We start from the raw sequence: 26,142 nt of genomic DNA, 5'->3' as shown, positions 1-26,142 counted from the left end.
ATTCAAAGATAATCAGTTGTTTGTGGTTTTTTTTAACAAATATTAGTATTTGTAATTAATAATTGGCACTTTAATTGACTATCACTTGGTAATTATTTTTAAAGTGGAATGAAATGAAAAAGTTAATATTAACAGCATTATTGGTTGGGACATTCAGCTTAAGTTATGCCCAGTCAGATTATTATAATGATTACAGAAGGAGTATCTCTGATATCAACTGGCAAAGAGTAATTACTGATCTTGTGCTTTCAACAACACAGGCTAATCAGATTTATGTGTTAAATGACAGATATCGTGATTATGATACCTGGAATAGAGTGTATGTGGTGGAACCGGGAAGATGGAGAAACGACCGTTATTCAGAGCTGGAAAGAATTCTGGGTAGAGAAAAGTATATCATCTTTAAAAAGAAGTACTACAGAGGACAGAATCCTGTAATTGTTTACGGAAGAAACAAAAACGATTATAAAAAATACCGTAAACAACAGGAGAAGTATTATAAAAATCAGGAAAAATATTACAAAAAACAAAATAAACATCATGGTCACGGACATGATGATTGGGATTAGATTATTATCAACTCAATATTCACTTTTAAATGGCTGGCAGCATTGTCAGCCATTTAATTTTTTAATCCTATAATTTTTATGATTTAATTTGTTTGATTTTTATAACTTTGATTTATGGAATCACACGAATCACTGAATGGTTTTTATGAAAGGAATGCTCCTAATCTGGCATCTCAATGTGTTGGGGTGAATAAAATGGGGCACTTCAATGTCTTTTCACGGGAGTATTGCTCTCCGCATACTCCTTACAGCAGGAGAGATTATTATAAGATTTCACTCATCATTGGAAAAGGAAAACTTCACTATGCTGATAAATGGATCAAAGTAGATCGCCCCGCCTTATTGTTTTCCAATCCCATTATTCCTTATTCCTGGGAAGCTGATGATGAAGATCAGAAAGGTTGGTTCTGCCTTTTTACCGATCAGTTTCTCCACAATGGAAGCCGTATGGGAAACCTTCAGGATTCTCCGCTGTTCAAGATTGGAGGAACACCTGTTTTCTTTGTCGATGAAGAGCAGCAGAAGATACTTTCTGAGATGTATATCAAAATGATGACGGAGATTCAGTCAGATTATATCCACAAGTATGATATGTTGAGAGCATATCTTCATCTGATGATACATGAAACAATGAGAATGCAGCCGGCAGAAAGCTTTGAACCTTATCAGAATGCTTCCCAAAGAGTGGCGTCCTTGTTTATGGAACTATTGGAAAGACAGTTTCCTATCGACAGCCCTGAGGCTTTTTTGAAATTAAAAACCCCGAATGATTATGCTCAAAGTCTTTCCATTCATGTGAATTCTTTGAACCGTTCGGTAAAAGAGATTACAGGGAAAACAACCAGCCAGCAGATCACTGCAAGGATTATTCAGGAAGCCAATGCCTTGCTGAAACATACGGATTGGAATATTTCTGAGATTGCCTACGGATTAGGCTTTGAAGAACCTGCTTATTTCACCAATTATTTTAAAAAACAAACCGGAATTACTCCCAATGCCTTAAGAATGGATGTTGTTTGAATTTTATAATTCTTAGTTTGAATTCTATATCGTGGTTGGTTTCCGGATGTTCTAATTTTGTCATATAAAATTAAATCATACCTATCATGAAATTTAAAAAATTAGGAAACACAGAAGAACAGTTATCAGCAATCGGTTTAGGATGTATGGGAATGAGCTTTGCTTATGGTCCTACAGACGAGCAGGAAAGTATCAATACCCTGCACAGAGCGCTGGATTTAGGCGTCAACTTTTGGGATACAGCAGATATGTATGCTAATGGAGAAAATGAAAAACTGATCTCCAAGGTTTTAGTGCCAAACAGAGATAAGATTTTTATTGCAACCAAATTCGGATTCAGGTTTAAAGATGGTAAAGCAAGTCACAGTGGAGCTCCCGGAACATACTTCGACGGCTCTCCGGAATGGATCAGACAGGCAGTAGATTTAAGTCTTCAAAGATTAAAGATTGATACCATTGACCTGTATTATGCCCACAGAATAGATCCCAATGTTCCTGTAGAAGAAACAGTAGGCGCTATGGCAGAGCTGGTGAAAGCAGGAAAAGTTAAATATCTTGGATTATCTGAAGCTTCTGCAGAATCTATCAGAAAAGCGAACAAAATTCACCCTATTGCCGCCTTACAGTCAGAATATTCCATCCTTACCAAAGATGTTGAAAAAGAGATTTTACCAACCATCAGAGAGCTTGGGATTTCTTTAGTCCCTTATTCCCCATTGGCAAGAGGACTTTTTACCAATATTTATGAAGCGCAGAATCTTGGCGATGACGATTTTAGAAAATCATTACCGCGTTATCAGCAGGAGTATCTTGAAAATAATACCAAACTGGCTAACGAAATCAATGAGTTGGCAGCTTCCAAAGGAGTAAAAGGAACCCAGCTTGCCTTAGCATGGGTGTTGAATCAGGGAGATGATATTATCCCGATTCCTGGTACAAAACGAATCAAATATCTTGAAGAAAACATTGCCGCTGTTAATATTGAGCTTTCTCAATCAGATCTGGATACCATTGATGCGATCCTGAAAAAATACCCTAATGTGGGAGAAAGATACAATGAAGGTTCAATGAAACTGGTGAACAATTAAAGACAATGTTAGATAAAAACTGAGTTCCTGATAATGAAGGAGCTCAGTTTTTTTGTTTTAAATTTTAAAATGAAAAACACTCAGCTATGAACAGAAGGGAATTATTAAAGAACGGATTATTGGTAGGAACATTAAGCATGATTCCTTTTTCCGGTTTAATGGCACAGTCTAAAACAACTGTTGAAAAAACTGGAGATGACCTTTCCGGTTTTAAAAAATTAAAATTGGGTGAACTGGAAGTTTTTGTACTAACAGACGGATATATTCATGAAGAAAACCTTAACTCATTCGCTCCCAGAGGAAATGTTACAGAATTGAAATCAATCCTTAAAAACAATTTCAGACCGGAAAATTATATCGATATGGCGATGAATATTCTATTAGTTAAAACAAAAAATAAACTCATTTTATTCGATACCGGAATGGGGATTTTTGCTGATGAAAGAACCGGATTTCTATTAAAAAGTCTCCAAAAAGCAGGATTTTCAGCGAAAGATGTTACTGATGTATTCATCTCTCACGCCCATCCGGATCACATTGGCGGAGTAGTGGATAAACAAAATCAGTTTATTTTCCCCAATGCTGATATTTTTATTTCTAAGATAGAACATGATTTCTGGATGAAAGCTTCCATCAAAGATTTCAGTAACAGTGCTTTGAAAACACAACCTGGATTTCTTAATCAGATTATTCCTGCAATTCAGAATATTTTGAAAACGATTCAGCCTAAACTGAAATTTTATGACCTTAATCATCCATTATATGACTATTTTAGTTTCCAGTTAGCTCCCGGTCACACTCCCGGTTTAACGGTTACAACCATCTCTTCAGAAAATGAAAAGCTGATCTATATCGCAGATTTGATTCATTCTGATGTCATTCTTTTTCCACATCCTGAATGGGGCTATTTCGGTGACACCGATCTGGATATTGCAACGGCATCAAGAAAAAAACTCCTTCAACAATTGGCAGATACCAAGATCAGAGCATTTGCTTATCATTTACCATGGCCAGGTTTGGGATACACAAAGAAAAAAGCAACAGCATTTGAATGGTTCCCGGAAAGTTTTATGAATTAGGTAATAGGTTGAAGGTGAAAGGATAAGAGGATTAGGAATAAGTGATATATCGACATTGATTAATGCATATGTGCTCACTATTCCTCTCCTCCGGAGGGGTGGCAAAAATTCAAAGAATTTTTGACGGGGTGGTCAAAAACGGGATGATACATCATACATGCAATACAATCAATAGCAGCGGACTTTAGTCCGCTTTCAAAAACAGTATTCCTCTATCCGCCTTCAGCCAAAACTTATTCATCACCTCACTGAAACAACAGATCCTCCCAGGCAACGGAAGGATCTGTTTCAAACATAAGAAAAAATTAGAATTGTATGCCTATCAAGCCTCTCCAAATACCAATTCAGGAGAATAAAGCTTTCTGAACATGATGTAAGTTACCGTTAACACAGAAAAGGCAACAATTGCATCTACCGTAGACGGAAAACCCAGGACCGCAATTTTTGAAAAGAAAGCAAAAAGAATATCAAAGAACATTCCTGCAAATACCCATTCTTTCAATCTTAATAATCTATTGGGAAGCAGAAGAACCAGAACTCCAGCAATTTTAAAAACACCTAATATATAAATGAAATGAGGCGGATAGCCAAGCTGTTGAGTAATGTCCCACACCACCGAATTTTTTGTCAGTTCAAAGAAACCGCTGGCCCCAAACCATAATGACATAAAAATAGCACCTGACCAATAGATAATTTTTGTAGTTTTTGTTTTCATTGTTGTAATTTTTAGTGATAATTAAATTGTACAGTATTTTATTTAAAAGCTGTTTTTGCTGATCCTGAGATTTCTCCCGTTTTCATATTCTGAATAAAAGCGATGACTTCCCAGTTTTCCGGAGAAAAGCCTTCCGGCAGTTTAAATGTTGTGATTCCTTCCTGCTTTTTATTCAATGAGATGAGGTTTTGCTTATAAACAATTTGCCAATGATGAAGATGACGTCCCTCATTTTCACCTTTTCCTACCTGAGTAGAAGAATGTTTTTCAATCAAATTAATAAGAAGTATATTCTGAGGATCGGTGGAAGGCGCTTTATACTGAACATTAACTGCATTCTGAGAAACGGTTGCAGATAATTCTACATTTGTTTTTTTAGAAGCAAACAAGGCTTTCTGAATGGCATTTTTGATATTGTTTTCATCAGAGCCTACAAATTCTGTTTTTCCGTTGACTACCAGCTGTGGAGTATAAACCTGTGAATTCAATATTCGGCTGTACTGCTGTTGTCGTTGAGAGTTTTCAGAACTACTGAATCGGTCTTTCCATCCAAGGCGGTTCCAGTAATCAACATGGTAGGAGAGTAGATACACAGGTTCATCCTTATATTCTTTTTCAATTTTTCCCATCAGCTCATCAGCAGGAGGACAGCTTGAGCAACCTTCTGAAGTAAAAAGTTCCAAAACAGCAAATCCGTTATTCTCAGAAGCTTGAGATTGTGATGTCTTTTGTTCTTTATTTTGATGGATAAATGCTGAGGTAGCAAATAGTAATGCGGTGAAAGCGCTTACTGTGATTAAGTTTTTTAGTATCATGTCTTTTAATTTGATTCAAAAGTAGATACTCTTCAAAGGCAAAAGAATGCAAAAAAGGGTAAACCGGACAAATTAAGAGGTGAATCCGGAAATTGTAGGGGGAAGTATTTAAAGGCTGTATGCTGGAAGAGAGAGGAAGGAAGTTTTTGGAGTGCAAAAAGGAATTGGCGGTTATATTTTTTGATAGTAAAAATACGAGTAATGAATCTTAAAAAAATTAAAGCAAAAGAAAACCCTGATCATCTCAATCAGGGCTATAATTTATTTAAATAAGACTTTGTCTTCAAGTACTTCCAGCATCCATCCTCCATCTTCCTTACTGCTTTATCTATCCTCCAGCCAAGTAAAAAAACTATGGGTCTTTTCTTTGTTAATCAAAAGTTTTTCAGGGGTTTCAATAGTGAGTTTTACCAGTATTTTACGCTGAAAATAATGTTCCATCTCCTTAATAGCTTTAAAATTAACAAGATATTGTCTGTTAACTCTGAAAAACTGCTTGTCAGACACCTGTTCTGCCACTTGTCCCAAAGGCTGCGTAAGGGGAAACTGTTCTTTGGTGAACGTAACCAGATGGGTGATCTCATTATGGATATAAAAATACGCAATGTCTTCAGTAGGAATGGTGGTGTATTTCTGATTTTTAAAAACCAGAAAACTACTCTTACCTGCGGCAGCAGGCTGGCTGATTTTCTGTATCAGAGAATCCAGGTCCGGAAGATCATTTTTCTGGAAGAATTTTTTCAGTTCATCAACCTTTCGCAGGGCTTCGGCAATATCTTCCCTGGAAAAAGGTTTCAAAACATAATCAACTCCTTTACTTTTAAAAGCATCCAGCATATATTGATCAAAAGCAGTACAAAAAACCACAGGACAGGTGATCTCCACCGATTTGAAAATTTCAAAGGAAAGTCCGTCCGAAAGATGGATATCCATAAAAATAAGATCGGGTTTAATGTCCTTTAAGCCTTCAATACTTGTTTCAATACTGTCATAAACACCCAGTATTTTTGAGTCCGGTTTTAAGTCTGATATCAAATTCTGCAGGGATTTTGCAGCCCGGAATTCATCTTCAATAATGATTATATTCATGGATTAATGGTAATTTTATCTGAAACTTTTTTTCGTCTGAGTTAATCATAATATCCTTTTCCAGCAAATGTTTGTAACGCATTTTAATATTGTCAAGACCAACTCCCAAAGAATCTTCAGGATTCACTTTTCGCTGTATAGGATTTTCAATTACAATATGATCATCAGCAGTGTAAATTTTGATATGTAAAGGTTTGCTTTGAGAAACAATATTATGTTTGATACAGTTCTCCACCAAAAGCTGAAGCGTAAAAGGAGGAATAAGGGTTTGGGCGGTTTCTTTTCCAAGTTCGTTGGTGAACTTAATTCCTTCTCCAAAACGGGCTTTCTGAAGGAATAAATAAGAATCTACTATTTTCATTTCTTCCTGAACGCTGATGAGGTCCAGTTTTCTGCTTTCCAGTGTAAATCTGTAAAAATCAGATAATTTTACAATAAAATCAACAGTTTCTTCATCACGGGTTTCGGCCATCAGTTTTAATGTGTTCAGACTGTTAAAAAGAAAATGAGGGTTGATCTGCTGTTTTAACAATTCATATTGAGCTCCTAAATTGTCACTTTTTACCTTTTCCAGTTCAAGCTGTACCTGTTGTCCTGTATAATTATTCTGAAGAAGGCTCAGGAACATATAGCACACCAGATTGATCAGGATTCCTCTTACCTCGATCATCAGCATCACCGGACCAAAATTAATATGGGAGAGAATCAGCTGCTGAATCCAGGCCAGGCCAAACATAATTACCATACCAAAAGCGAGTACTACCATCAATCTTGAATACGAGATATGCTGTCTGCGTTTTGTGGTGCGGTTCAGCATATAAATATTGATGTACCACATGATCACCGAAAATGCTGCCGTGATAGCTGAGTTGACCACGGCTTCTTTCCAGTCGAATTGATGGGATGCCAACTGAGGTACGGATGATAAAATACCCAGGAAAATGGAGCTTATCCAGATAATAGCTTGTGAGATTTTTATTTTTTGCTGTTGCATGAAATCTGCTGATTTGAAAAGGTTAAATTAACCTTTTTTATTTAAAATATTATGATAAATAGTGAAACTGTAGTTTTTTATTAAGGCCTGTTTACAGGGCGGTAACTCATAAAATACTGTATTCTTTCTTCTTTATTGGGAGAGCTGTTTTGTGGTAGACTATTTTTTATATCATAGGAAACCTTTCCAGAATGATCAGCCTGAACAGTTTCAATACTTACCAATTCTCCGGTGATGGTTCCTCCGATATATTGAGGATTATCATGATACTTCCAGGTTACCAGTTTCATCACAGAACCGGCTTCAGGGGTCTGGATTTCTTTTGTTAAAGATTCCAATGCTTTTTCGTTCCCATATAAGGCAGACATAGTTTCTTTTTTAGGATTTAAAGAATTAGAGATAAATTTGAGAGGTCCCGGGTCAAAGACAACCCTTGAAAGGCCATTATTCATATCACTATTTTCTTTGCTGCAGGCGGTAAGAGAAACAAGGCTTACCAATAAGATCAGGATTGTATTTTTCATTTTTTCTGTAAATTTTGAATTAGTCTTTGGGTATTTACTTTCATGGGAACATCAAACAGGTATCCTGTTTTTTCTGCGAGTTGTCTGTGGCAGGCAATGCAGGATTCTTTGGCGAAGGAAGCCGTTTTTCCTGTTGGATGGAGATCGTCTCCTGAGAATTTCGCAAATCCCCAACCCTCAGTATCTTGATATTGCTTGGAATCTTTGACCATAAACTGCGCATTGATAAATTTCCCGGGTCTGATTTCCCCATTTGGAAGTTCCTGTTGCTTCCACACAGATTTTACTACAATACTTCCGTCCGGCCAAGGATGAAAATCTTCAGTTTCTACCGCTTTTACAGCGATGTCATTTCCATAGATTACACGGATGGAATTGTCAAAAAGAGTACTCATGCTGATGACTTTCCAATTTTTAAAATCAGGAGTATATTGAAGTCTATTGGGAGAAACCGGAAATTGAGCTGGAGCTAGGTCAGTTTTAGCTGCAGAAGGTGAATTGGGCACAGTTTTATTTTGTATAGAAGGTTGTACTGAGGATAATGAAAGGGTATATTTTTTGATCGTTTCAATATCTTTTGCTGTAATCTTGGCTGAAGGATGCAGAAGGGTGTACTCATGGAGAGGCATTTTACCACTTTGCATCATATTGAGGATAGCGTACATTTTTCCCTGATGTTCTGCAGGAGATAACTTTTCCCATTCTGAGAAGTTCAAGACTTCTCTGGCTCTTTTGATATCTTTGTTTACAGCCCAGGAAACAGGAGCAAGTTTATCATACCAGCTTAAATTCTGCTGGTTGGAATGACAGCTGAAACATGAGTTTTCAAGAATACTGATCACTTCCTTTGGCGCTTCAATTTTTCCTGTAACCGGTTTTCCTTCCAAAGGTGTGCTGAATAACTGCAACCCTCCGAAAATTCCTAGAATAGCCAGAAATACGATGGCAATGGGATTTCTTTTTTTCTTTACGGTATCCATAATGAGTATTGTTTTATTTTTCTGGATCAAAAGTAGGCGGGTAGTACATGCTGTGAAACGGAAAACTGTCCGAGCTGGACAAATCAAAAGGCGAATCCGGAATTTTTAACCCCGAAAATCTACAAGAAAAATCCCGGTAACACAATTACCGGGATTTGATTAAATCTGTTGTTTATAAAGTAATACCACCATCTATCACAATTTCAGTTCCGGTGACATAGCCTGAAATCTGATCATCTGACAAATAGGTAACCAGTTTGGCAATCTCTTCAGCGGTTCCCATTTTCTTCATTGGAATCTGTTCTATGAGATGGTTTTGGATATTTTTCAAAGTTTCTTCATCCAGGCCTGCTTTACTCATGATTTCTGTTTTTATCGGACCCGGACTTATCATATTCACTCTGATTTTTCTTGGAGCCAATTCTGCTGCTGCCGTTTTGGCAATAGAATTCAACGCGGCTTTGCTTGCCTGATAAGCTGAACTGTTGGGTTTATAGGTAGACGCAACAATAGAAGATAAAAAGATGACAGAAGCACCATCATTTAACAATGGTATGAATTTGCTTAATGTAAAATAAGCTCCTCTGAAATTAATATTCATCACCTGATCGAAATTTTCAACATCCATATTTTCAATAGGAGTCAGAGTTCCGGTAATTCCTGCATTGATAAACAGAATATCTGCTTTACCGAACTTTTTCTCTACTTCTTTCTTCAACAGATCAATATCATCAAGATTAGACTGGTCTGCTATGAACGGGATTGCTCCAAGTTCCTGAGCTGCTTTTTCTACAGCTTCTTTTCGTCTTCCGGTAATGATTACGGTTGCTCCTTCTGAGATAAGTTCTTTGGCTGCAGCGAATCCTATTCCGCTGTTTCCTCCTGTTACGATAGCCAGTTTATGGGTTAATTTTTTCATTGTAAAATTTTTTGACAAAGTTATTTCAAAATGGTATACTTTTGTAACCAGTATCACAGAGTATACCAGTATCATTCTTGATATCACTTAACTTTGCAGCTATGGAAAGAGATCAGACAGAAGAACTTAGAGCCTTGCAGGATACCCTTTATTTTATCGGAGGAAAATGGCGTATTCCTGTTATCAATTCACTTTGTAACGGAAACAGACGTTTCAGGGAAATTGAACGAAGTATTCCCGGAATTACTACCAGAATGCTTTCCAAAGAACTGAAAGATATGGAACTGAATAAACTGCTAAAACGCACCGTTTACCCGGAAACTCCTGTTTTAATAGAATACGAACCTACAGAATACTGCCGAACCTTTGGAAATATTATTCAGGAAATGATCAACTGGGGCAGGGAGCATAGGAGAGTAATTGTGGAAGATAGGTAAGGTGGCAGATGTTAGATTGCAGGAATTAGAATTAGGGATGCGTTGATCTTGATGAGTATATATGTACTCACTATTCCCCTCCTCTGGAGGGGTGTCAAAAATTCAAAGAATTTTTGACGGGGTGGTTTTTAAATAGTTCAGTTTTTAAATTCCGGAGTGGTTACAAAAAAAAGCTCCTTAAAAAGGAGCTTTCATTTATATCAAAACGAACAATTAAATTCCGTCAATGATTTCATTTAAAACCGTACTAGGTCTCATTGCTGCATACGTTTTATATGTGTCAGTTTTGTAGTATCCTTCAATGTTCTGAGGTTTACCCTGAGCACCAATTAATTCAGCATTGATTACTTCTTCGTTTTCCTGCATTGCCTGAGCAACCGGAGCAAACTGAGCTGCCAATTCAGCATCTGCAGTCTGGTTAGCTAGTGCTTCAGCCCAGTACATTGCTAAATAGAAGTGAGAACCTCTGTTATCGATCTGACCTACTTTTCTTGCAGGAGATTTATCTGTAGCTAAGAATTTAGCGTTAGCTTCATCCAATGCATCAGCCAGAACCTGAGATTTCGTATTTCCCTGAGTTTGTGCCAGGTGCTCTAAAGAAGCCTGAAGCGCTAAGAATTCACCTAGAGAATCCCATCTTAAGTATCCTTCTTCTAAGAACTGCTCAACGTGTTTTGGAGCAGAACCTCCGGCACCAGTTTCAAATAAACCACCACCGTTCATCAATGGTACAATAGAAAGCATTTTTGCAGAAGTACCAAGCTCAAGGATTGGGAAAAGGTCTGTTAAATAATCTCTCAATACGTTTCCGGAAACTGAGATTGTATCTTTACCTTCTCTTGCTCTTTTCAACGTTTCAGTCATAGCATCTTTTACATCAAGGATTCTGATGTCAAGACCTGTTGTATCATGATCAGCAAGATATTTCTCTACTTTTTTGATGATTTCTCGGTCGTGAGCTCTTCCTTTGTCTAACCAGAAGATAGCAGGAGTATCAGATAATCTTGATCTGTTTACAGCTAATTTTACCCAGTCCTGGATAGGAGCATCTTTAGTCTGACACATTCTGAAGATATCATCTTTTTCTACTTTCTGAGAAAGAAGAATGTTTCCAGCTTCGTCCTGAACTTCTACAGTTCCGTCAGCAGCTACTTGGAAAGTTTTATCGTGAGAACCATATTCTTCAGCTTTCTGAGCCATTAAACCTACGTTTGGAACAGATCCCATAGTGGTAGGGTCTAATTTTCCGTGCGCTTTCATATCATCAATCACAGATTGATAGAAACCAGCATAAGAACGGTCTGGAATGATACAAACGGTATCTTCCTCATTTCCGTCTTTGTTCCACATTTTACCTCCTCCTCTTACAAGGGCAGCCATAGAGGCATCGACGATGATGTCAGAAGGTACGTGGAAGTTGGTAATTCTTTTGTCAGAATTTACCATTGCCACTCTAGGTCCTGCAGCAAGAGCTTTTTCAATATCAGCTTTAATGTCAGCTTCCTGAGCATTTCCTTTGATTTTTTCAAAAAGATCCGCAAGACCATTATTTGGATTGATGTCTAAAGACTTGAAAGTCTCAGCATATTTTGTAAATACTTCTTTGAAGAAAGTCTCAACGATAGCCCCGAAAATGATTGGGTCAGAGATTTTCATCATTGTTGCTTTAAGGTGAGCAGAAAGAAGTACATTTCTTTTCTTAGCTTCCTCGATAGCTTCCTGAACGAACGCTCTTAATGCATTAAGGTTCATTACAGAAGAGTCAATTACTTCACCAGCCTGAAGACCTGCGAAGTCTTTCAATACAGATTCAGAACCGTCGTTTCCTTTGAATACGATTCTGTATTTGGTAGCATTTTCTAACGTTGTAGAAGTTTCTGTACCGTAGAAATCACCATTGTTCATGTGAGCTACGTCAGTTTTGCTGTCAGATGCCCAGTTACCCATTCTGTGAGGGTTTGCTTTTGCATAGTTTTTAACAGCTTTTGGAGCACGTCTGTCAGAGTTTCCTTCTCTTAATACTGGGTTTACAGCACTTCCTAATACTTTAGCATATTTAGCTTTGATTGCTTTTTCTTCGTCATTTTTAGGCTCTGCAGGATAGTTTGGAACTGCGAAACCTTTACCTTGTAATTCAGCAATCGCTGCATCCAATTGAGGTACAGAAGCAGAAATGTTCGGTAACTTAATGATGTTGGCTTCAGGTTTTGTTGCCAATTCTCCAAGTTCTGCCAAAGCATCACCGATCTTTTGGTCGTCTTTTAAAAACTCAGGGAAGTTGGCTAAAATTCTTCCTGCCAAAGAAATGTCCGGTACTGCGATTTCGATATCTGCTGATTTTGTAAAAGCTTTTACGATAGGTAAAAACGAGTGAGTAGCCAGCATTGGAGCTTCATCAGTAAGTGTGTAATAGATTTTTGATTTTTCTGACATTATACTGTTATTTTTTATTTGAAATTTTAAGTCCCACAAATTTAGTAAATATCATTGTTTTATTTAAGATATTTCCATAAAAAAAAGAGGCTTTTGACTCTTTATATTGATATCTGCTTAATTTATGTTCACCTTCCGGTTATATTTATTTTAGAAATAATTTTATAATGTTCAGAGGCTGAACTTTTTGTCCTTAAAATCAGGCTTTTTTGAGGCTGTAGTTATATAGTAATTATGTCTGATAAAACTGATTATCAATAAGATGTTTTTTATTTTCACTTTAAGATTAATTTAACCATAATAAAACCGGAAAAATTTTCTTTTTTGATTACATTTGAAAAAATAAAAAAATAAATATTATGTCAACGACAATCACTTTAAAAGGAAACGAAGTACACACAATAGGAGCATTACCATCAGTAGGAACCACTGTAAAAGACTTTGCATTGGTAGATTCAGGATTAAATGTAAAAACACTTCAAAATTTTGACGGAAAGAAAAAAGTATTCAATATTTTCCCAAGCATTGATACCCCTACCTGTGCTGCTTCTTCCAGAAAATTCAATGAGGAAGCTTCAAAGCTTGATAATACGGTGATCATCAATGTTTCTAAAGACCTTCCATTTGCATTAGGAAGATTCTGCGCGGCAGAAGGATTGAATAATGTAGAAACACTTTCAGACTTCAGAAGCAGCTTCGGAGACGATTATGAAGTGACCATCGCAGATTCTCCTATGAAAGGATTACTGAGCCGCGCCGTTATCGTTACAGACGAAAACAACAAAGTAGTATATACAGAGCAGGTTCCGGAAATTGCTAATGAACCTAATTACGATGCCGCTCTTGCAGCATTGAAATAATAAAATAATTTTTGTAGAAAAGCCTTGTGAATATGATTTTGCAAGGCTTTTTTAATCAAAAAAATTGAACATGGTAAAAAGAATCGTAGTCAATATTAAAACCAATGATCTTTCCAGAGCCCATCAATTTTATCAGGATATTTTAGAACTGGATGTTTTGATGGATCATGGCTGGATTAAAACGCTGGGTAACGAAGAAGAAGCCAAAGTTCAGATCAGCTTTGCTGAACAGGGTGGAAACGATACGGAAGTTCCTGATCTTTCCATTGAAGTGGATAATGTGAATGAAGTGTATGAAAAGATGAAAAAGGCCGGTTTTGAAATCACTTACGAACTTACCCATGAAGAATGGGGAGTACGAAGATTTTTCGTTATAGATCCATTTGATAGACTGATTAATATACTGTCTCACCAATAAAAACAGTTTTATGAATCAGTATGTTTTACCGTAATTAAACATTATTAATGATCCGGATCATTAAATAATAAGATGAATAAAACCTACCTTTACAGTTTGACAATAGAATGAAACGTTCAGGAACTGCAGATTTACCCCTTCACTATGGCAAAGTACCGCCATGGCTGTATGAGCGTATGTCTGTTCTTGGGCTTTCCATTATTGAAGTCATTCTCATGGATTATGGTAAAGATGAGGTTCTACGCCGGTTGGCAGATCCATTCTGGTTTCAGAGTTTTGGAGCGGTGATGGGAATGGACTGGCATTCTTCAGGGATTACCACTTCCGTTATGGGAGCTTTAAAACGTTCTGTTAACCCAAATTCTCAGTCGCTGGGACTTTATATCTGTGGCGGAAAAGGGAAGTTTTCCCGCGAAACTCCATCAGAGCTTATTAAAATTGCAGATAAAACCGGACTGAACGGAACAGAACTGGTAAGAGCCAGCAAGCTTTCTGCAAAAGTAGATAATACGGCCATCCAGGATGGTTACCAGCTGTATTTACACAATTTCATTCTTTCAGACAATGGAAACTGGAGCGTCATTCAGCAGGGAATGCATGAATCTGACGGAACAGCAAGACGTTACCACTGGCACTCGGAAAACATTACCTCTTTTGTAGAACAGCCCCACACAGGAATTAATGGGATTTCAAGAGGGAGAATTCTTAACCTTACGGATACCGAAGCCTCGGATAACAGAAAAGGAATTCTGAATATTTCCCATACCGATTCTGCAGAAGTGATGAAAGATTTTGCACGACTGATTCTTCCTGCCCACCATGATGTGCAGGCCTCTGATGTTGATCTGAAACGTCTCGGAGCCCTTCTGTATGTTACCAGAGAACAGCAGCCACAGAATTTTGAAGACCTGCTGATGCTGGAAGGAGTAGGTCCAAGAACCATGCAGTCTTTGGCTTTGGTAAGTGAAGTGATTCACGGAGCACCGTCAAGATTTGCAGATCCGGCAAGGTTTTCCTTTGCTCATGGCGGTAAAGACGGACATCCTTTCCCTGTTCCGATCAATACATATGATGACAGTATCAGCATTCTCAGAAAAGGGATTGAAAAATCCAAACTTGGAAATTCTGATAAGCTGAATTCTTTAAATAAACTTCATCAGATCATAGCAAAAGCAGAAAAAGATTTCACTCCGGATTTTGATATTCAGCAGGTGATTGAAGAAGAAAGGCAGAATTCCTGGCGTTTTGGTGGGAAAACGGTATTCGGCGATGCCCAGAAACCCACTGCTCCCAAATCAATACAGCTTTCCCTGTTTTGAAAAAATATTTCCTGTAAAAAGCTTACAATGACTGTATCGGGAGATAGTCATTCCCATCCTCCGGAGGGGTGGCGAAAATTCAAAGAATTTTTGACGGGGTGCTCAGAGATAGTATGTTTCAAATAACTGTTTAAAAACAAAAAGATTTGAAATGTCTTTAATTTCAATAGGGTATGTGCTTTTTATGAAAATATTCAATGCTTTGTTTAATATTTTTTGCTCTGAATTCAATTAAAAATTTTACTTTTAAAGACTTAAAAAATTGACACCAAATGACCAATAAAGCTTTAGAAACCTGCTATGATTTCCCCTTTTTTTTCCCTGAAGAGCTTGCTGAAATATTCCAGGCTCATGAAAAAACATCTTTCCAGAAAGGTGATTTCATTCTTGAGGAAGGAAAAACAGCCAATGAATATTATATTCTTGAAAGCGGATTGGCGCGTTCCTATGTGAATGATTTCAACGGAAATGAAGTAACAACCCACTTTTTTGTAGAAAATGAAGTCATTATTGAGGTTTTGTCAATGTTTCAGCGGGTTCCGTCTCAGGAGAATATCGTTTGTATTACAGACTGCGAGTGCTGGAGGCTGGATTATGATACCTTCCAGGAGTTGTTCCATAAAATCCCCAACCTCAGGGAATGGGGAAGATCGTGGATGTCTCAGGAGCTTTTTGCCTACAAACAAAGATCTGTAGAAATGTTTACCCTTTCTGCCACCAGAAGATATCTGAATCTGCTGGAGCAAAAATCTAAAGTCATACAATTTGCGCCCTTGAAACAAATTGCTTCCTATCTCGGAGTTACAGACACTTCTCTCAGTCGTATCCGTAAGGAAATCGTCTCTCATCCTAAGAAAATTTAAATCTTGCCCTATGGCAAGTAGATTTTCATTGCACCTCGGTAATTTTGGATTACAGATTAACACTAAAATTACGAAAAATGAAAGTCAACCAAATTTATGTCAACCTTCCGGTAAAAGATGTACAGAAAACCAAAGAATTCTGGACTAAGGTAGGTTTTTCTATCAATGAACAATTCTCTGATGATAAAGCAACCTGCGTTGTTTTGAATGATACCATCTATGTGATGTTTCTGCAGGAAGATTATTTTATGACCTTCACCAATAAACCGGTTGCCAAAGAAAATACCAGTCAGGTTCTTGTAGCGGTAGGTTTGAACAGCCGTGAAGAAGTAGATGAAATAGTAAACACTGCTGTAGAGAACGGCGCACGGCAGCATGAAGAACCTCAGGATTATGGATGGATGTATCAGAACTCCTTCTGGGACCCGGATGGGCATGGCTGGAATATTACTTTTGCAGATATGTCTCAAATGCCTGCTGAATAAATTAATCCAAATAAAAAATAAATCTTGCCCTATGGCAAGCACATTCTTACCAAATCCCGGTAATTTTGGATAACAATCACCACTAAAATTTACAAAATGAATATTACAGATATTTACGTCAATTTACCTGTAAAAGACGTTCAAAAAACCAGAGAATTCTGGACGAAGCTTGGCTTTTCTATTAATGAACAGTTTTCAGATGAGAAAGCAATATGCGTAGTCATGAAAGAAAATTATATCTACACTATGTTTCTTAAAGAAGAGTTTTTCCAAACCTTTACCAACAGACCTTTTGCTAAAGGAGATACAACACAGGTACTTCTTGCTATCGGAGTCAACAGCCGGGAAGAAGTAGACGGTATGGTAAAAACAGCGATCGAAAACGGAGGGTCAAAATACAGTGAACCTGTAGATTACGGATGGATGTATCAAAGCAGTTTTGCTGATATCAACGGCCATCAGTGGGAAGTAGTGCATGGTGATGCTTCTCAGATCCCTGCAGAATAATCCATAACACCACAAAATATATCATATGGAAACACAATCAAACGATATAGAAATCATAAAAAATCAGGTAACCAGTAACTATTTTGTGATTACGATGAATATCGATGGTATTACCCATGAAGAATCTATGATTTTTCCCAATGGTGAAGCCAATTGTATGAACTGGATCCTTGGACATTTAATTTACATCAGAAATCCATTACTGAATATTTTAGGAGAAGATTCTGTCTGGGATAGTGAAAGATTTTCTTTCTATAACAGGGGTGAAATTGCTTTAGATCATCAAGATAAATTGATTAGTTTCGAAGATTTAAAATCCTATCTTAAGCAATCCCAGGATAAACTGGAAGCAAAGCTCAACACACTTAAGAGTTTTAAACCTGAAATGGTTAAAGATATATCAACCTTAAGCCTTCATGAAATCTATCACAGCGGGCAGCTGGGTTACCTCCGCAGAATTTTAGGAAAACCGGGTGCTATAAAATAGCAGGTTATTTTTAGATTTATTGATTCACTCGGAATGACAGGTACATCCCTGAAATATGAGTATTCCCTTTTTAGAAGAGTACAATTTTATCGCAGATAAAATCCTTGCAACTTAAAAACGCATAGTTTATAAAACTCTTAGCGCCTTTGCGTTTCTCCAACCTACTAACCTCTAATTTCTAACTTCTAATCTCTGATTAAAAATGAACACACCAAAATCAAAAAAAATGGAGCTCGTTATTCCGGCTTACAGAATGCATTCCCAAAGCTTTATGAATGTTTTGGACGGCATTTCGGAAGAAGACGCCTTGAAAAGAATTGAAAATAAAACCAATCATATCGTATGGATGGCAGGAAACTTTGTCAATATGCGCTACGGATTAGGTTCAGTACTTGGGCTTCAGGGAGAAGACCCTTACAATGATTTGTTTTTCCAGGGAAAAGCATTGAATGAAAGTTTAAAATATCCAACCCTGGCTGAACTGAAAGAAAACTTTCATACAATTTCAGCTAAAGTCTTTCAAAAACTTCATGAAGTAACCGATGAAGAGCTGGATGAAATATTTGAAATAGGAATGAACATCCCTTTCATTAAAGAAACAAAACTCAATTTTGTCGGAATGTGCATCGGCCGTGAAGACTACCTCTGCGGGCAGATAGGTCTCATGCGCAGAATTTTGGATTATCCGGGAATGAAATATGATGTGAACGAAAATCTTAAATATTAATAATGAATCCAGTAGAAAAAGGCTATAAAAAAGTCAACGGAATCCAATTATACTATGAAATCTACGGATCAGGAAAACCTGTGGTTTTAATCCATGGCGGTGGCTCTTCAATGCTTTATGATTTTAAAGAAGTCATCGCAAGGCTTGAAGATAAATTCCAGCTGATAGGAATCGATTTACAAAACCATGGCAGAAGTGAACACCGCGATATTCCTGAAACATTTGAACAGGATGCAGACGATGTTGCAGGACTTTTGGCAGAACTTAACATTGAAAAAGCTTCATTCTGGGGATTCAGTAATGGAGGAAGTACCGTAATGCAGATTGGGCATCGTCATCCAGGAATTGTTGAGAAATTAGTGATTGCCTCAGCTTTTTATAAAAGAAGCGGAATGATAGACGGCTTTTTTGAAGGAATGCAGGAAGCAACTTTTGACTCAATGCCGGAACCTTTTAAAATTAATTTCTTAAGCCTCAATCCTGATTTCTCAAAGCTTGAAAACCTTTTTGAGAAAGATTGTAGAAGGATGCAGACTTTTCAGGACTGGAATGATGAAGTGCTGAGGTCAATCAAATCACCTGCATTATTTATCAGCGGCGATCAGGATGTGATGAAGCCGGAACATACTGCCGAAATGTGGCGGTTGGTGAAAGGCTCCCGGTTATTGATACTTCCCGCAACTCATGGTACTTATATGATGCCGGACTTTGATGGAAGTATTGATGCCAACTTAATAGACTTTACCGTCAGGGAAGTAGAAAAATTTTTAAACCATTAAGCGTTTTTTTATTCATAGTAAATTAATTAATCCTTAATGGATCAACAGTAGAAACAATATTTTATAATAATAACTTTAAAATTAAAAATCATGGCTAAATTAAATCCATACCTAAATTTTGATGGAACAGCTGAAGAAGCGTTCAATTTTTACAAAAGTGTTTTCGGTGGTGAATTCGTTGGTGGAATTCATAAAATGGGAAATGCTCCCGGAACAGAAAACCTTTCGGAAGAAGAAAAAAACAGAGTAATGCACATCGCTCTGCCTGTAGGTGGGGACCTGTTAATGGCCTCCGATATTGTACCGGCATTCGGGCAGACTCTTACCGTAGGAAATAATAATTATGTGTCTATTTTCCCTGATTCAAAAAGCGAAGCAGACAGGATTTTTAAAGAACTTTCTGATGGCGGAAACGTGGAAATGCCTATTGAAGATCAGTTCTGGGGAGACTACTTCGGATGTTTTCAGGATAAGTATGGTGTTCATTGGATGGTGAACTATAATGAAGAATCTGCAAAATAATCTTATATTTAACTAATGATAATAAAGAGATGCTCATTTTTGGGCAGCTCTTTATTTAAACTTTTAAAAATATAGAACTATGGATCCAATTAAAATAGACATCACAATTTTAGCACCGGTGGAGAAGGTTTGGAATTATTTCAATGAACCCAAGCACATTACGAAATGGAATTTCGCCCATGAAACCTGGCACTGTCCTAGTTCTGAAAATAACCTTGTAGTAGGAGGCAAATTCAAAAACAGAATGGAAGCAAAAGACAAAAGCTTCGGATTCGATTTTGAAGGCGTATATGATGAGATTATTCCTCATGAAATCATTAGGTATCACCTTGAAGACGGACGAAAAGTGGAAGTTGTATTTGATAAGATAGATGAGAATACAACGAAAGTGATTGAAATTTTCGATCCGGAAAAACAAAATTCTGTGGAAATGCAGCGGGATGGCTGGTATGCTATTCTCAACAACTTCCACAAATATGTTGAGAATCATTAACAATATTTTTTTGTAGCCATGATCAATCTAGTTATCATGTCAAAGAGTTTAAACTCTATGTATGCTTTTAATTATGACTCTGCAGAGCAATTCCTTCACGGAGTTATTGCAATACCTGCTAGAAAAGCCTTAGAAAAAGAAAAAATAAATTCTTTGGAAAAACTTTCAGATTATTCCGAAAAAGAAATCATGCAGCTGCATGGTTTCGGTAAAAATGCGATGATGAAACTGAAGAATTACATGAAAGAAAATCAGGTCTGCTTTAAAGAAGCATAATATATATACAACTGAAAAATTTTGCAGTGTCATTGCAGTAAAACGGATTGGTATCGTTTAAAAGCAAAGGCATAAGATCTGTTTTTGCTGTATAGAAAGTCAAAAATACATCACCCTTTTAAAAATTAAAATTATGAATAACGATATTTTCCCATGTCTCTGGTATGATGGAGACGCCAAGCAGTCAGCCGAATTTTATTGTAAGGTTTTCGGAGGCGAAATCACTGCAGATACTCCTGTTGTCATGAATATTGATTTGTTTGGACAGAGAATTATGCTTCTGAATGGAGGCCCTCAATTCAAAAAAAATGCTTCCATCTCTTTTATGGTAATCTGTGAAACAGAAGATGAAGTTCAAAAATACTGGGATCAGTTACTGGATGGCGGAATAGCTTTGATGGAATTGGGATCTTACTCATGGAGCGCGAAATACGGATGGGTTCAGGATAAATATGGCGTAACATGGCAGTTGTTTCTGGGAGAAAAAGCAAGCGATCAGAAAATAATTCCTACCTTGATGTTTATCCATGGAAATAACGGAAAAGCCAAAGAAGCAATGGAACTTTACACGAAAACTTTTCCCAATTCAAGCATCGGAAATATATTGACCTACGGAGCAGGGAGCGAAGGACATAACATTCCGGAACCCGCAGAAAATGTTCAGCATGCTCATTTTACAATCGATAATTACAGCGTATTCTGTATGGATAATTCCTATGATCACCCATTTGACTTCAATGAAGGAATATCTTTAGTAGTAATGACTGATGATCAGGAGCAAACCGACAGATATTGGAATGCCTTTACAGCCGATGGCGGCAGAGAAAGTATGTGCGGCTGGCTGAAAGATAAATACGGATTAAGCTGGCAGATTGTTCCTAAGAGACTCATCCAGCTGATGAATGATTCTAACCAGGAAAAAGCCTATAAAGTTGTTCAGGCGATGATGAAAATGCAGAAAATTATTATTCAGGATCTGGAAGACGCTTATAATTCTTAAATATTTTCGGCGTATTGTTTGATGTGATTTAGGAAAAAGATTTGCATATGAAAACACAGAACAAATCAGACTCTAAGTCAAAAGTCCCTAAAGAAGGGGGGGGTTCCGGAAATTATCCGGAACGATTATCAGGGAAGCCGGAAGCTGCAGGGTAAAAAAGCGGTTATTTCCGGAGGAGACAGTGGCATAGGACAGGCGGTGGCCGTTCATTTTGCCAGGGAAGGAGCAGATGTCGCCATTATCTATAAAGAAAGTGACGATGATGCCAGAGAAACCCAAAAGCTGGTTGAGAAAGAAGGACAGAATTGTCTTGTGATCAAAGGAGATCTTACCCGGAAAGCATTCAGAACCAAATGCGCAGACAAGATTAAAACAGAGTGGAAGAATATTGATATTCTTGTTAATAATGCAGGAATTCATACTTCAAAAAGCAGTCTGGAAAAAATCTCTGATGAACAGATTCAGGAAACGTTTGATACCAATATTATTTCCATGATTTCATTCACCAGAAATTTTCTTCCTATGATACCCAAAGGAGGACGAATCATTTGTACAACCTCTGTTACAGCGTACCGCGGAAGTGACCACTTAATAGATTATGCGGCAACAAAAGGTGCTGTTTTGTCCTTTATCCGGTCTCTTGCCGATAATCTTGCCGAAAAGGAAATTCTCGTAAACGGAATTGCACCAGGACCTATATGGACTCCATTGGTGAAAGAAGCTTTTGATGACCTTTCCTCCTTTGGAAAAGACACTCCGCTGAAACGTGCGGGACAACCTTCTGAAGTAGCACCAGCTTATGTTTTTCTTGCCTCAAAGGATGCAAGTTATATTACAGGAGAAATTATTCATATCAATGGAGGTGATTTTGTCGGAGGATAGAATGAGAGGCTAGAAGTGGTCACAATAACATTCTCAATCTCTGACTCTCAAACTCACCCACCAACGCAGTCACCTGCAACCTATTATCCATCACCTAATCCCTTAAAAAATATATGGAAAAATTATCATACGAAATAGAGATCAATGCTGAACCTGAAAAAGTATGGAGTGTCCTTTGGGGTGATATTACCTACAGACAATGGACAACAGCATTTACAGAAGGTTCTTTTTATGAAGGAACACTTGAAGAAAATAATATTGTCAAGTTTCTTGATCCGAAAAACAACGGAATGTACAGCAGAGTGGAAAAAATGATCCCCAACGAGGAAATAAAATTTTTGCACCTTGGAGAAATTTATGAAGGCATCGAAGTTCCTCAGGATTGGGGAGAAGCAACAGAAGCTTACTTTCTTGAAGAAAATGAAGAAGGAACTTTACTGAAAACAGAAATTCAGACACCGGCAGAATTTAAAGAATTTTTTGAAGAGAAGTTTCCAAAAGCGATGTCACTCGTTAAACATCTTTCAGAAAATCAGCTGTAAATAATTGAGTTAGAATTAAAGAAAAATCTGTGAGCTTTGAGATTGCTTCACTTTGCTCGTAGTGACCAATTAAAAAAAATGAAACAAATGGAAACCTTATCATACGAAACAGTAATTGATGCTCCCCTTCAGAAAGTGTGGGACATCCTCTGGAGTCCTGAAACATATAGTGAATGGACTAAGTATTTCGGTGCAGGATCTGTTATGAAATCCGACTGGAAGGTAGGTGGGAAAACTTATTTCCTGAATGCACAAGGAGAAGGAATGGTTTCAACCATAGACAGCATGGATGAACCTAACCAAATTGTATTCAAACATCTGGGAATGGTGGATAAAGAGGGAAATGAAGACACCCATAGTAAAGAAGTCATGGAATGGAACGGAAGTTTTGAGAAATACTTTTTGATAGACTTTGGAGGAAAAACAAAACTTCATGCCGAAGTTCAGGTAGAAAAACAATGGCAGGATCATATGAATACAGGCTTTACAAAAGGATTAATGGTTGTGAAAAGTCTTGCGGAAGGAGTGAGCCTTGGTTCAGTGTGATGAAATTCAATGTTTAATGTTTAAGGTTTAGAGTTGGTTTCTTACCCTGAATACTAATATCTGCTACCTGTCACCTAATATCTACCACCTATAAATGAAATTACTCGTAATACTTTTCGCAACTTTTATTCTGGCTTTGCTGGGGACTTTTTTGTTTCAGGGGAAGCCGGATTTTATATTTTCAGGAAACCTTGGAATGGCTGTTTTCATCATATTTACAGGTTTCTCTCATTTTAAATTTCAAAAGGGAATGGCGATGATGATTCCTGATTTTATTCCTGCCCGAATGTTTTGGGTATATTTTACGGGAGTTCTGGAAATTGCAGCAGGAATTGGATTGATGATCCCGTCAATTCGTGAGATGACAGCAATTTTACTGATCATTTTTTATGTACTGGTTTTTATAGCCAATATCAATTCTTCCAGGAATAAGATTAATATTTTTAAAGCCGATTACACCGGTCCGGGAATGAAATACCTTTACACGCAAAGGATTCCCATGCAGATTATTCTGATCGTCTGGACCTGGTATTTCGGAATTTATTTACACTAAAAAGACAGTCTGTAAAGACTGTCTTTTTTATATAATTGAGATTTTTTTTAATTAAATGATATAAAATTGTAACATTTTGTAACCGAATGTGTCTTATTATATAAAATGCATTTGTTTTCTATTGTTTTAAAAATGAGTGCTTTCTATAACTTTAACCTTTAAAACAGAAGTTATGAACCTAAATCACAACATTTTCGGTACAGCCCTTATTGTACTATCCACTATTATGACCAACGCACAGAGTTCTACTGCCAAACTGCCTGGAGATCCTACTTTGCCATCTTCCAAGGCTAATCTTGAGAAACTGATTTCTTACGACAAAGGAAACTTTAAATACAAAGTCGAAGACTATTTTGCAAGACCTAAAGCTTCAGCATTTAAAATCTCTCCTGATGGGAAATATCTTTCCTATAAAGAGAAAGATCAGGAGAAAAAAAATCATGTTTATGTAAAAGATCTTGGCACCGGAAAAATTACCAAAGCTATTGTAGAAAAAGATGATCTGATAAGAAACTATGGCTGGCTGAACAAAAAACGCCTTTTCTATACACAAGATAGAGGCGGAAATGAAAATATCCACCTGTATGCTACCGATACAGACGGAGGAAATCAAAAGGATTTAACACCATTTGACGGAGTAAAAGTGCAGGCCATTATTCCTATAAAAGATACGGATTTTGTTGTGGTTACCATGAATAAAAACAACAAGCAGATCTTTGAGCCTTTTAAAATCAATTTCGTTACCGGGGAAATGACCCAGCTGTATGAAAATAAAGATGTCAACAGTCCTATTGACGATTATCTTTTTGATAAAGACGGAAATCTGAGAGGTTATAGCGTTCTTGAAAACGGATTAACCACAAAAACCTATTATAAAGATCTGCAGACCGGAAAATTCAATCTGATCAAATCTGCAGACTGGTCTGATACCTTCAGTATTATAGAGTTTAATGAAAATTCTAAAAATAAAGATGAAGCGTATGTAGTAACCAATCTGGATAGCGATAAAGCGAGAATTGTACTGTATGATCTGAAGAAGAATACAGTGATTAAAGAGGTTTATTCCAATCCTGTCTATGATGTAAGCTCAATAAGCACGGCGGGTAAAAACAGAAACTATGAACTTGACTATATCAGCTATGAAGGCACAAAAGGAGAAACAGTTCCGGTAAGTAAATTTTATAAAGAAATACATGACAAATTAAAATCTCAGTTTGGAGACAAGGAATTTGGAATTGCTTCTTCTGATGATAATAATGATAAACTTCTGGTTGTTGTAGGAAGTGATAAGCTGTATGGAACTTATTATGAATACGATACCAAAACCAAGCAGACCAAGCTTCTGTACAACCTGATGCCGCAGCTGAAGGAAGAAGATATGGCTGAAATGAGACCTATCGAATTTAAAAGCAGAGACGGGTTGACAATCCATGGGTATATTACCCTACCTAAAGCGGCATTGGAAGGTAAAAAAGTTCCTTTGATCGTAAATCCTCACGGCGGCCCTCAGGGAATCAGAGACAGCTGGGGATTCAATCCGGAAACACAATTGTTTGCCAGCAGAGGTTATGCAACCCTTCAGGTTAACTTCAGAATCTCCGGCGGATATGGAAAATCATTCCAGAAAGCGGGTTATAAGCAGATCGGAAGAAAAGCAATGGATGATGTGGAAGATGGTGTAAAATACGCCATTGAACAGGGATGGGTAGATAAAGATAAAGTTGCCATTTACGGAGGAAGCCACGGTGGATATGCAACATTGATGGGATTGATCAAAACTCCGGATTTATATGCTTGTGGAGTGGATTATGTAGGTGTATCCAATATCTTTACTTTCTTTGATTCTTTCCCGGAATACTGGAAACCCTACAAAGAAATGGTAAAACAGATCTGGTACGATCTTGATAATCCTGAGGAAGCTAAAATTGCTAAAGAGGTATCTCCTGTGTTTCAGATTGATAAGATTAAGAAACCATTATTTGTAGTACAGGGAGCTAATGACCCAAGGGTAAACATCAATGAATCTGATCAGATTGTAAAAGCGATGCGTGCCAAAGGATTTGAAGTTCTTTATCTGGTAAAATATGATGAAGGACACGGATTTGGAAAAGAGCCGAACAGAATTGAACTTTACAAATCGATGTTGGGATTCTTTGCTGAAAATTTTAATAAGTAAACTATTAATTAAATAGCATTTGAACGGAGGACTCAGGTCTTCCGT

General features: G+C 37.2%; 31 protein-coding genes. 23 read left to right on the top strand and 8 right to left on the bottom strand.

Annotation, left to right across the window (positions count from 1 at the left end; translation table 11 throughout):
• Positions 1-113 precede the first annotated feature (113 nt).
• The 4 genes from RHP76_RS06070 to RHP76_RS06055 all read left to right on the top strand — a co-directional run bounded on the left by RHP76_RS06070 (position 114) and on the right by RHP76_RS06055 (position 3,756).
• Positions 114-569, top strand: coding sequence for a hypothetical protein (locus tag RHP76_RS06070; protein WP_120231602.1), 456 nt, complete (start codon positions 114-116; stop codon positions 567-569).
• A gap of 114 nt (positions 570-683) precedes the next feature.
• Positions 684-1,589, top strand: coding sequence for a helix-turn-helix domain-containing protein (locus RHP76_RS06065; protein ID WP_120231601.1), 906 nt, complete (start codon positions 684-686; stop codon positions 1,587-1,589).
• 86 nt (positions 1,590-1,675) lie between these two features.
• A complete protein-coding gene (locus RHP76_RS06060; RefSeq protein ID WP_062675285.1) occupies positions 1,676-2,677 on the top strand; it encodes an aldo/keto reductase in 1,002 nt (333 codons plus the stop codon).
• Positions 2,678-2,763: 86 nt separating this feature from the next.
• Complete coding sequence (locus RHP76_RS06055) at positions 2,764-3,756, top strand: MBL fold metallo-hydrolase (RefSeq protein ID WP_311229723.1); 993 nt, start codon at positions 2,764-2,766, stop codon at positions 3,754-3,756.
• Positions 3,757-4,078: 322 nt separating this feature from the next.
• On the opposite strand, the gene RHP76_RS06050 is transcribed toward RHP76_RS06055, so the two are convergent.
• The 7 genes from RHP76_RS06050 to RHP76_RS06020 form a co-directional block, all read right to left on the bottom strand.
• Positions 4,079-4,471 (bottom strand): DoxX family protein, encoded by a 393-nt coding sequence (locus RHP76_RS06050; protein WP_062675283.1) that lies wholly within the window; start codon positions 4,469-4,471, stop codon positions 4,079-4,081.
• A 38-nt stretch (positions 4,472-4,509) separates the two neighbouring features.
• A complete protein-coding gene (locus RHP76_RS06045) occupies positions 4,510-5,286 on the bottom strand; it encodes a DUF1223 domain-containing protein (protein ID WP_311229722.1) in 777 nt (258 codons plus the stop codon).
• A gap of 324 nt (positions 5,287-5,610) precedes the next feature.
• Positions 5,611-6,375 (bottom strand): LytR/AlgR family response regulator transcription factor, encoded by a 765-nt coding sequence (locus RHP76_RS06040; protein ID WP_311229721.1) that lies wholly within the window; start codon positions 6,373-6,375, stop codon positions 5,611-5,613.
• Positions 6,356-7,369: a sensor histidine kinase gene (locus RHP76_RS06035; protein WP_120231597.1), complete on the bottom strand. Its 1,014-nt coding sequence runs from the start codon at positions 7,367-7,369 to the stop codon at positions 6,356-6,358. The genes RHP76_RS06040 and RHP76_RS06035 overlap by 20 nt, the downstream gene beginning before the upstream one ends.
• 80 nt (positions 7,370-7,449) lie before the next feature.
• Positions 7,450-7,893, bottom strand: a complete 444-nt coding sequence (locus RHP76_RS06030) for a hypothetical protein (RefSeq protein ID WP_311229720.1) — start codon at positions 7,891-7,893, stop codon at positions 7,450-7,452.
• Positions 7,890-8,873 carry a heme-binding domain-containing protein gene (locus RHP76_RS06025; protein ID WP_311229719.1) on the bottom strand — a complete coding sequence of 328 codons (984 nt, stop codon included), beginning with the start codon at positions 8,871-8,873 and terminating at the stop codon, positions 7,890-7,892. The genes RHP76_RS06030 and RHP76_RS06025 overlap by 4 nt, the downstream gene beginning before the upstream one ends.
• A 172-nt stretch (positions 8,874-9,045) precedes the next feature.
• Entirely contained in the window at positions 9,046-9,792 is a 747-nt protein-coding gene (locus RHP76_RS06020; protein WP_228432193.1) for an SDR family oxidoreductase, read from the bottom strand.
• Between the two features lie 101 nt (positions 9,793-9,893).
• Between RHP76_RS06020 and RHP76_RS06015 the strand changes: the two genes are divergently transcribed.
• A complete protein-coding gene (locus RHP76_RS06015) occupies positions 9,894-10,229 on the top strand; it encodes a winged helix-turn-helix transcriptional regulator (protein ID WP_047377604.1) in 336 nt (111 codons plus the stop codon).
• Between the two features lie 213 nt (positions 10,230-10,442).
• Here RHP76_RS06015 and RHP76_RS06010 read toward each other — a convergent pair whose 3' ends face one another.
• Positions 10,443-12,662, bottom strand: a complete 2,220-nt coding sequence (locus tag RHP76_RS06010) for an NADP-dependent isocitrate dehydrogenase (protein ID WP_311229718.1) — start codon at positions 12,660-12,662, stop codon at positions 10,443-10,445.
• Between the two features lie 359 nt (positions 12,663-13,021).
• Between RHP76_RS06010 and tpx the strand changes: the two genes are divergently transcribed.
• The 18 genes from tpx to RHP76_RS05920 all read left to right on the top strand — a co-directional run bounded on the left by tpx (position 13,022) and on the right by RHP76_RS05920 (position 26,097).
• On the top strand, positions 13,022-13,522 hold the full coding sequence (gene tpx / locus RHP76_RS06005) for a thiol peroxidase (protein WP_062675275.1): 501 nt from the start codon (positions 13,022-13,024) through the stop codon (positions 13,520-13,522).
• Between the two features lie 70 nt (positions 13,523-13,592).
• Positions 13,593-13,940, top strand: a complete 348-nt coding sequence (locus tag RHP76_RS06000; RefSeq protein WP_120231592.1) for a VOC family protein — start codon at positions 13,593-13,595, stop codon at positions 13,938-13,940.
• A gap of 107 nt (positions 13,941-14,047) precedes the next feature.
• Positions 14,048-15,259, top strand: coding sequence for a DUF763 domain-containing protein (locus tag RHP76_RS05995; protein ID WP_120231591.1), 1,212 nt, complete (start codon positions 14,048-14,050; stop codon positions 15,257-15,259).
• A gap of 272 nt (positions 15,260-15,531) precedes the next feature.
• Entirely contained in the window at positions 15,532-16,122 is a 591-nt protein-coding gene (locus RHP76_RS05990; protein ID WP_079242156.1) for a Crp/Fnr family transcriptional regulator, read from the top strand.
• A 77-nt stretch (positions 16,123-16,199) separates the two neighbouring features.
• On the top strand, positions 16,200-16,607 hold the full coding sequence (locus RHP76_RS05985) for a VOC family protein (RefSeq protein ID WP_062675271.1): 408 nt from the start codon (positions 16,200-16,202) through the stop codon (positions 16,605-16,607).
• Between the two features lie 96 nt (positions 16,608-16,703).
• Positions 16,704-17,114: a VOC family protein gene (locus RHP76_RS05980; RefSeq protein ID WP_062675270.1), complete on the top strand. Its 411-nt coding sequence runs from the start codon at positions 16,704-16,706 to the stop codon at positions 17,112-17,114.
• A 25-nt stretch (positions 17,115-17,139) separates the two neighbouring features.
• Positions 17,140-17,601, top strand: coding sequence for a DinB family protein (locus tag RHP76_RS05975; RefSeq protein WP_277695033.1), 462 nt, complete (start codon positions 17,140-17,142; stop codon positions 17,599-17,601).
• A 226-nt stretch (positions 17,602-17,827) separates the two neighbouring features.
• Positions 17,828-18,328, top strand: a complete 501-nt coding sequence (locus tag RHP76_RS05970) for a DinB family protein (RefSeq protein ID WP_311229717.1) — start codon at positions 17,828-17,830, stop codon at positions 18,326-18,328.
• A gap of 2 nt (positions 18,329-18,330) precedes the next feature.
• Positions 18,331-19,107, top strand: coding sequence for an alpha/beta fold hydrolase (locus tag RHP76_RS05965; protein WP_062675267.1), 777 nt, complete (start codon positions 18,331-18,333; stop codon positions 19,105-19,107).
• A 90-nt stretch (positions 19,108-19,197) separates the two neighbouring features.
• Positions 19,198-19,629: a VOC family protein gene (locus RHP76_RS05960; protein WP_062675266.1), complete on the top strand. Its 432-nt coding sequence runs from the start codon at positions 19,198-19,200 to the stop codon at positions 19,627-19,629.
• A gap of 79 nt (positions 19,630-19,708) precedes the next feature.
• Entirely contained in the window at positions 19,709-20,122 is a 414-nt protein-coding gene (locus RHP76_RS05955) for an SRPBCC family protein (RefSeq protein WP_062675265.1), read from the top strand.
• 36 nt (positions 20,123-20,158) lie between these two features.
• Complete coding sequence (locus RHP76_RS05950; protein WP_228432187.1) at positions 20,159-20,398, top strand: helix-hairpin-helix domain-containing protein; 240 nt, start codon at positions 20,159-20,161, stop codon at positions 20,396-20,398.
• 133 nt (positions 20,399-20,531) lie between these two features.
• Positions 20,532-21,398: a VOC family protein gene (locus RHP76_RS05945; RefSeq protein WP_311229716.1), complete on the top strand. Its 867-nt coding sequence runs from the start codon at positions 20,532-20,534 to the stop codon at positions 21,396-21,398.
• 198 nt (positions 21,399-21,596) lie between these two features.
• Positions 21,597-22,280 (top strand): SDR family oxidoreductase, encoded by a 684-nt coding sequence (locus RHP76_RS05940; protein WP_311229715.1) that lies wholly within the window; start codon positions 21,597-21,599, stop codon positions 22,278-22,280.
• A 113-nt stretch (positions 22,281-22,393) separates the two neighbouring features.
• Positions 22,394-22,822 (top strand): SRPBCC family protein, encoded by a 429-nt coding sequence (locus RHP76_RS05935; protein ID WP_062675262.1) that lies wholly within the window; start codon positions 22,394-22,396, stop codon positions 22,820-22,822.
• 87 nt (positions 22,823-22,909) lie between these two features.
• Entirely contained in the window at positions 22,910-23,368 is a 459-nt protein-coding gene (locus tag RHP76_RS05930) for an SRPBCC family protein (RefSeq protein WP_311229714.1), read from the top strand.
• A gap of 94 nt (positions 23,369-23,462) precedes the next feature.
• Complete coding sequence (locus RHP76_RS05925; protein WP_280210536.1) at positions 23,463-23,921, top strand: DoxX family protein; 459 nt, start codon at positions 23,463-23,465, stop codon at positions 23,919-23,921.
• A 172-nt stretch (positions 23,922-24,093) separates the two neighbouring features.
• On the top strand, positions 24,094-26,097 hold the full coding sequence (locus RHP76_RS05920; RefSeq protein ID WP_311229713.1) for a S9 family peptidase: 2,004 nt from the start codon (positions 24,094-24,096) through the stop codon (positions 26,095-26,097).
• Positions 26,098-26,142: the final 45 nt, after the last annotated feature.

Source organism: Chryseobacterium sp. SG20098 (assembly GCF_031844745.1).
Lineage (GTDB): Bacteria > Bacteroidota > Bacteroidia > Flavobacteriales > Weeksellaceae > Chryseobacterium > Chryseobacterium cucumeris.
This window is presented reverse-complemented; position numbering and strand designations above follow the sequence as displayed.

Bases quoted from the DNA above. Each gene is read 5' to 3' on its own strand.
- RHP76_RS06035 (WP_120231597.1), bottom strand. From the start codon at position 7,369: ATGCAACAGCAAAAAATAAAAATCTCACAAGCTATTATCTGGATAAGC.
- RHP76_RS05995 (WP_120231591.1), top strand. From the start codon at position 14,048: ATGAAACGTTCAGGAACTGCAGATTTACCCCTTCACTATGGCAAAGTA.
- RHP76_RS05930 (WP_311229714.1), top strand. From the start codon at position 22,910: ATGGAAACCTTATCATACGAAACAGTAATTGATGCTCCCCTTCAGAAA.
- RHP76_RS05935 (WP_062675262.1), top strand. From the start codon at position 22,394: ATGGAAAAATTATCATACGAAATAGAGATCAATGCTGAACCTGAAAAA.
- RHP76_RS06055 (WP_311229723.1), top strand. From the start codon at position 2,764: ATGAACAGAAGGGAATTATTAAAGAACGGATTATTGGTAGGAACATTA.
- RHP76_RS06060 (WP_062675285.1), top strand. From the start codon at position 1,676: ATGAAATTTAAAAAATTAGGAAACACAGAAGAACAGTTATCAGCAATC.
- tpx (WP_062675275.1), top strand. From the start codon at position 13,022: ATGTCAACGACAATCACTTTAAAAGGAAACGAAGTACACACAATAGGA.
- RHP76_RS06070 (WP_120231602.1), top strand. From the start codon at position 114: ATGAAAAAGTTAATATTAACAGCATTATTGGTTGGGACATTCAGCTTA.
- RHP76_RS06045 (WP_311229722.1), bottom strand. From the start codon at position 5,286: ATGATACTAAAAAACTTAATCACAGTAAGCGCTTTCACCGCATTACTA.
- RHP76_RS05945 (WP_311229716.1), top strand. From the start codon at position 20,532: ATGAATAACGATATTTTCCCATGTCTCTGGTATGATGGAGACGCCAAG.
- RHP76_RS05990 (WP_079242156.1), top strand. From the start codon at position 15,532: ATGACCAATAAAGCTTTAGAAACCTGCTATGATTTCCCCTTTTTTTTC.
- RHP76_RS05960 (WP_062675266.1), top strand. From the start codon at position 19,198: ATGGCTAAATTAAATCCATACCTAAATTTTGATGGAACAGCTGAAGAA.
- RHP76_RS05925 (WP_280210536.1), top strand. From the start codon at position 23,463: ATGAAATTACTCGTAATACTTTTCGCAACTTTTATTCTGGCTTTGCTG.
- RHP76_RS05970 (WP_311229717.1), top strand. From the start codon at position 17,828: ATGGAGCTCGTTATTCCGGCTTACAGAATGCATTCCCAAAGCTTTATG.
- RHP76_RS05920 (WP_311229713.1), top strand. From the start codon at position 24,094: ATGAACCTAAATCACAACATTTTCGGTACAGCCCTTATTGTACTATCC.
- RHP76_RS06030 (WP_311229720.1), bottom strand. From the start codon at position 7,893: ATGAAAAATACAATCCTGATCTTATTGGTAAGCCTTGTTTCTCTTACC.
- RHP76_RS06050 (WP_062675283.1), bottom strand. From the start codon at position 4,471: ATGAAAACAAAAACTACAAAAATTATCTATTGGTCAGGTGCTATTTTT.
- RHP76_RS06020 (WP_228432193.1), bottom strand. From the start codon at position 9,792: ATGAAAAAATTAACCCATAAACTGGCTATCGTAACAGGAGGAAACAGC.
- RHP76_RS06015 (WP_047377604.1), top strand. From the start codon at position 9,894: ATGGAAAGAGATCAGACAGAAGAACTTAGAGCCTTGCAGGATACCCTT.
- RHP76_RS05950 (WP_228432187.1), top strand. From the start codon at position 20,159: ATGTCAAAGAGTTTAAACTCTATGTATGCTTTTAATTATGACTCTGCA.
- RHP76_RS06025 (WP_311229719.1), bottom strand. From the start codon at position 8,873: ATGGATACCGTAAAGAAAAAAAGAAATCCCATTGCCATCGTATTTCTG.
- RHP76_RS06010 (WP_311229718.1), bottom strand. From the start codon at position 12,662: ATGTCAGAAAAATCAAAAATCTATTACACACTTACTGATGAAGCTCCA.
- RHP76_RS05985 (WP_062675271.1), top strand. From the start codon at position 16,200: ATGAAAGTCAACCAAATTTATGTCAACCTTCCGGTAAAAGATGTACAG.
- RHP76_RS05975 (WP_277695033.1), top strand. From the start codon at position 17,140: ATGGAAACACAATCAAACGATATAGAAATCATAAAAAATCAGGTAACC.
- RHP76_RS05980 (WP_062675270.1), top strand. From the start codon at position 16,704: ATGAATATTACAGATATTTACGTCAATTTACCTGTAAAAGACGTTCAA.
- RHP76_RS05955 (WP_062675265.1), top strand. From the start codon at position 19,709: ATGGATCCAATTAAAATAGACATCACAATTTTAGCACCGGTGGAGAAG.
- RHP76_RS06000 (WP_120231592.1), top strand. From the start codon at position 13,593: ATGGTAAAAAGAATCGTAGTCAATATTAAAACCAATGATCTTTCCAGA.
- RHP76_RS06040 (WP_311229721.1), bottom strand. From the start codon at position 6,375: ATGAATATAATCATTATTGAAGATGAATTCCGGGCTGCAAAATCCCTG.
- RHP76_RS05965 (WP_062675267.1), top strand. From the start codon at position 18,331: ATGAATCCAGTAGAAAAAGGCTATAAAAAAGTCAACGGAATCCAATTA.
- RHP76_RS06065 (WP_120231601.1), top strand. From the start codon at position 684: ATGGAATCACACGAATCACTGAATGGTTTTTATGAAAGGAATGCTCCT.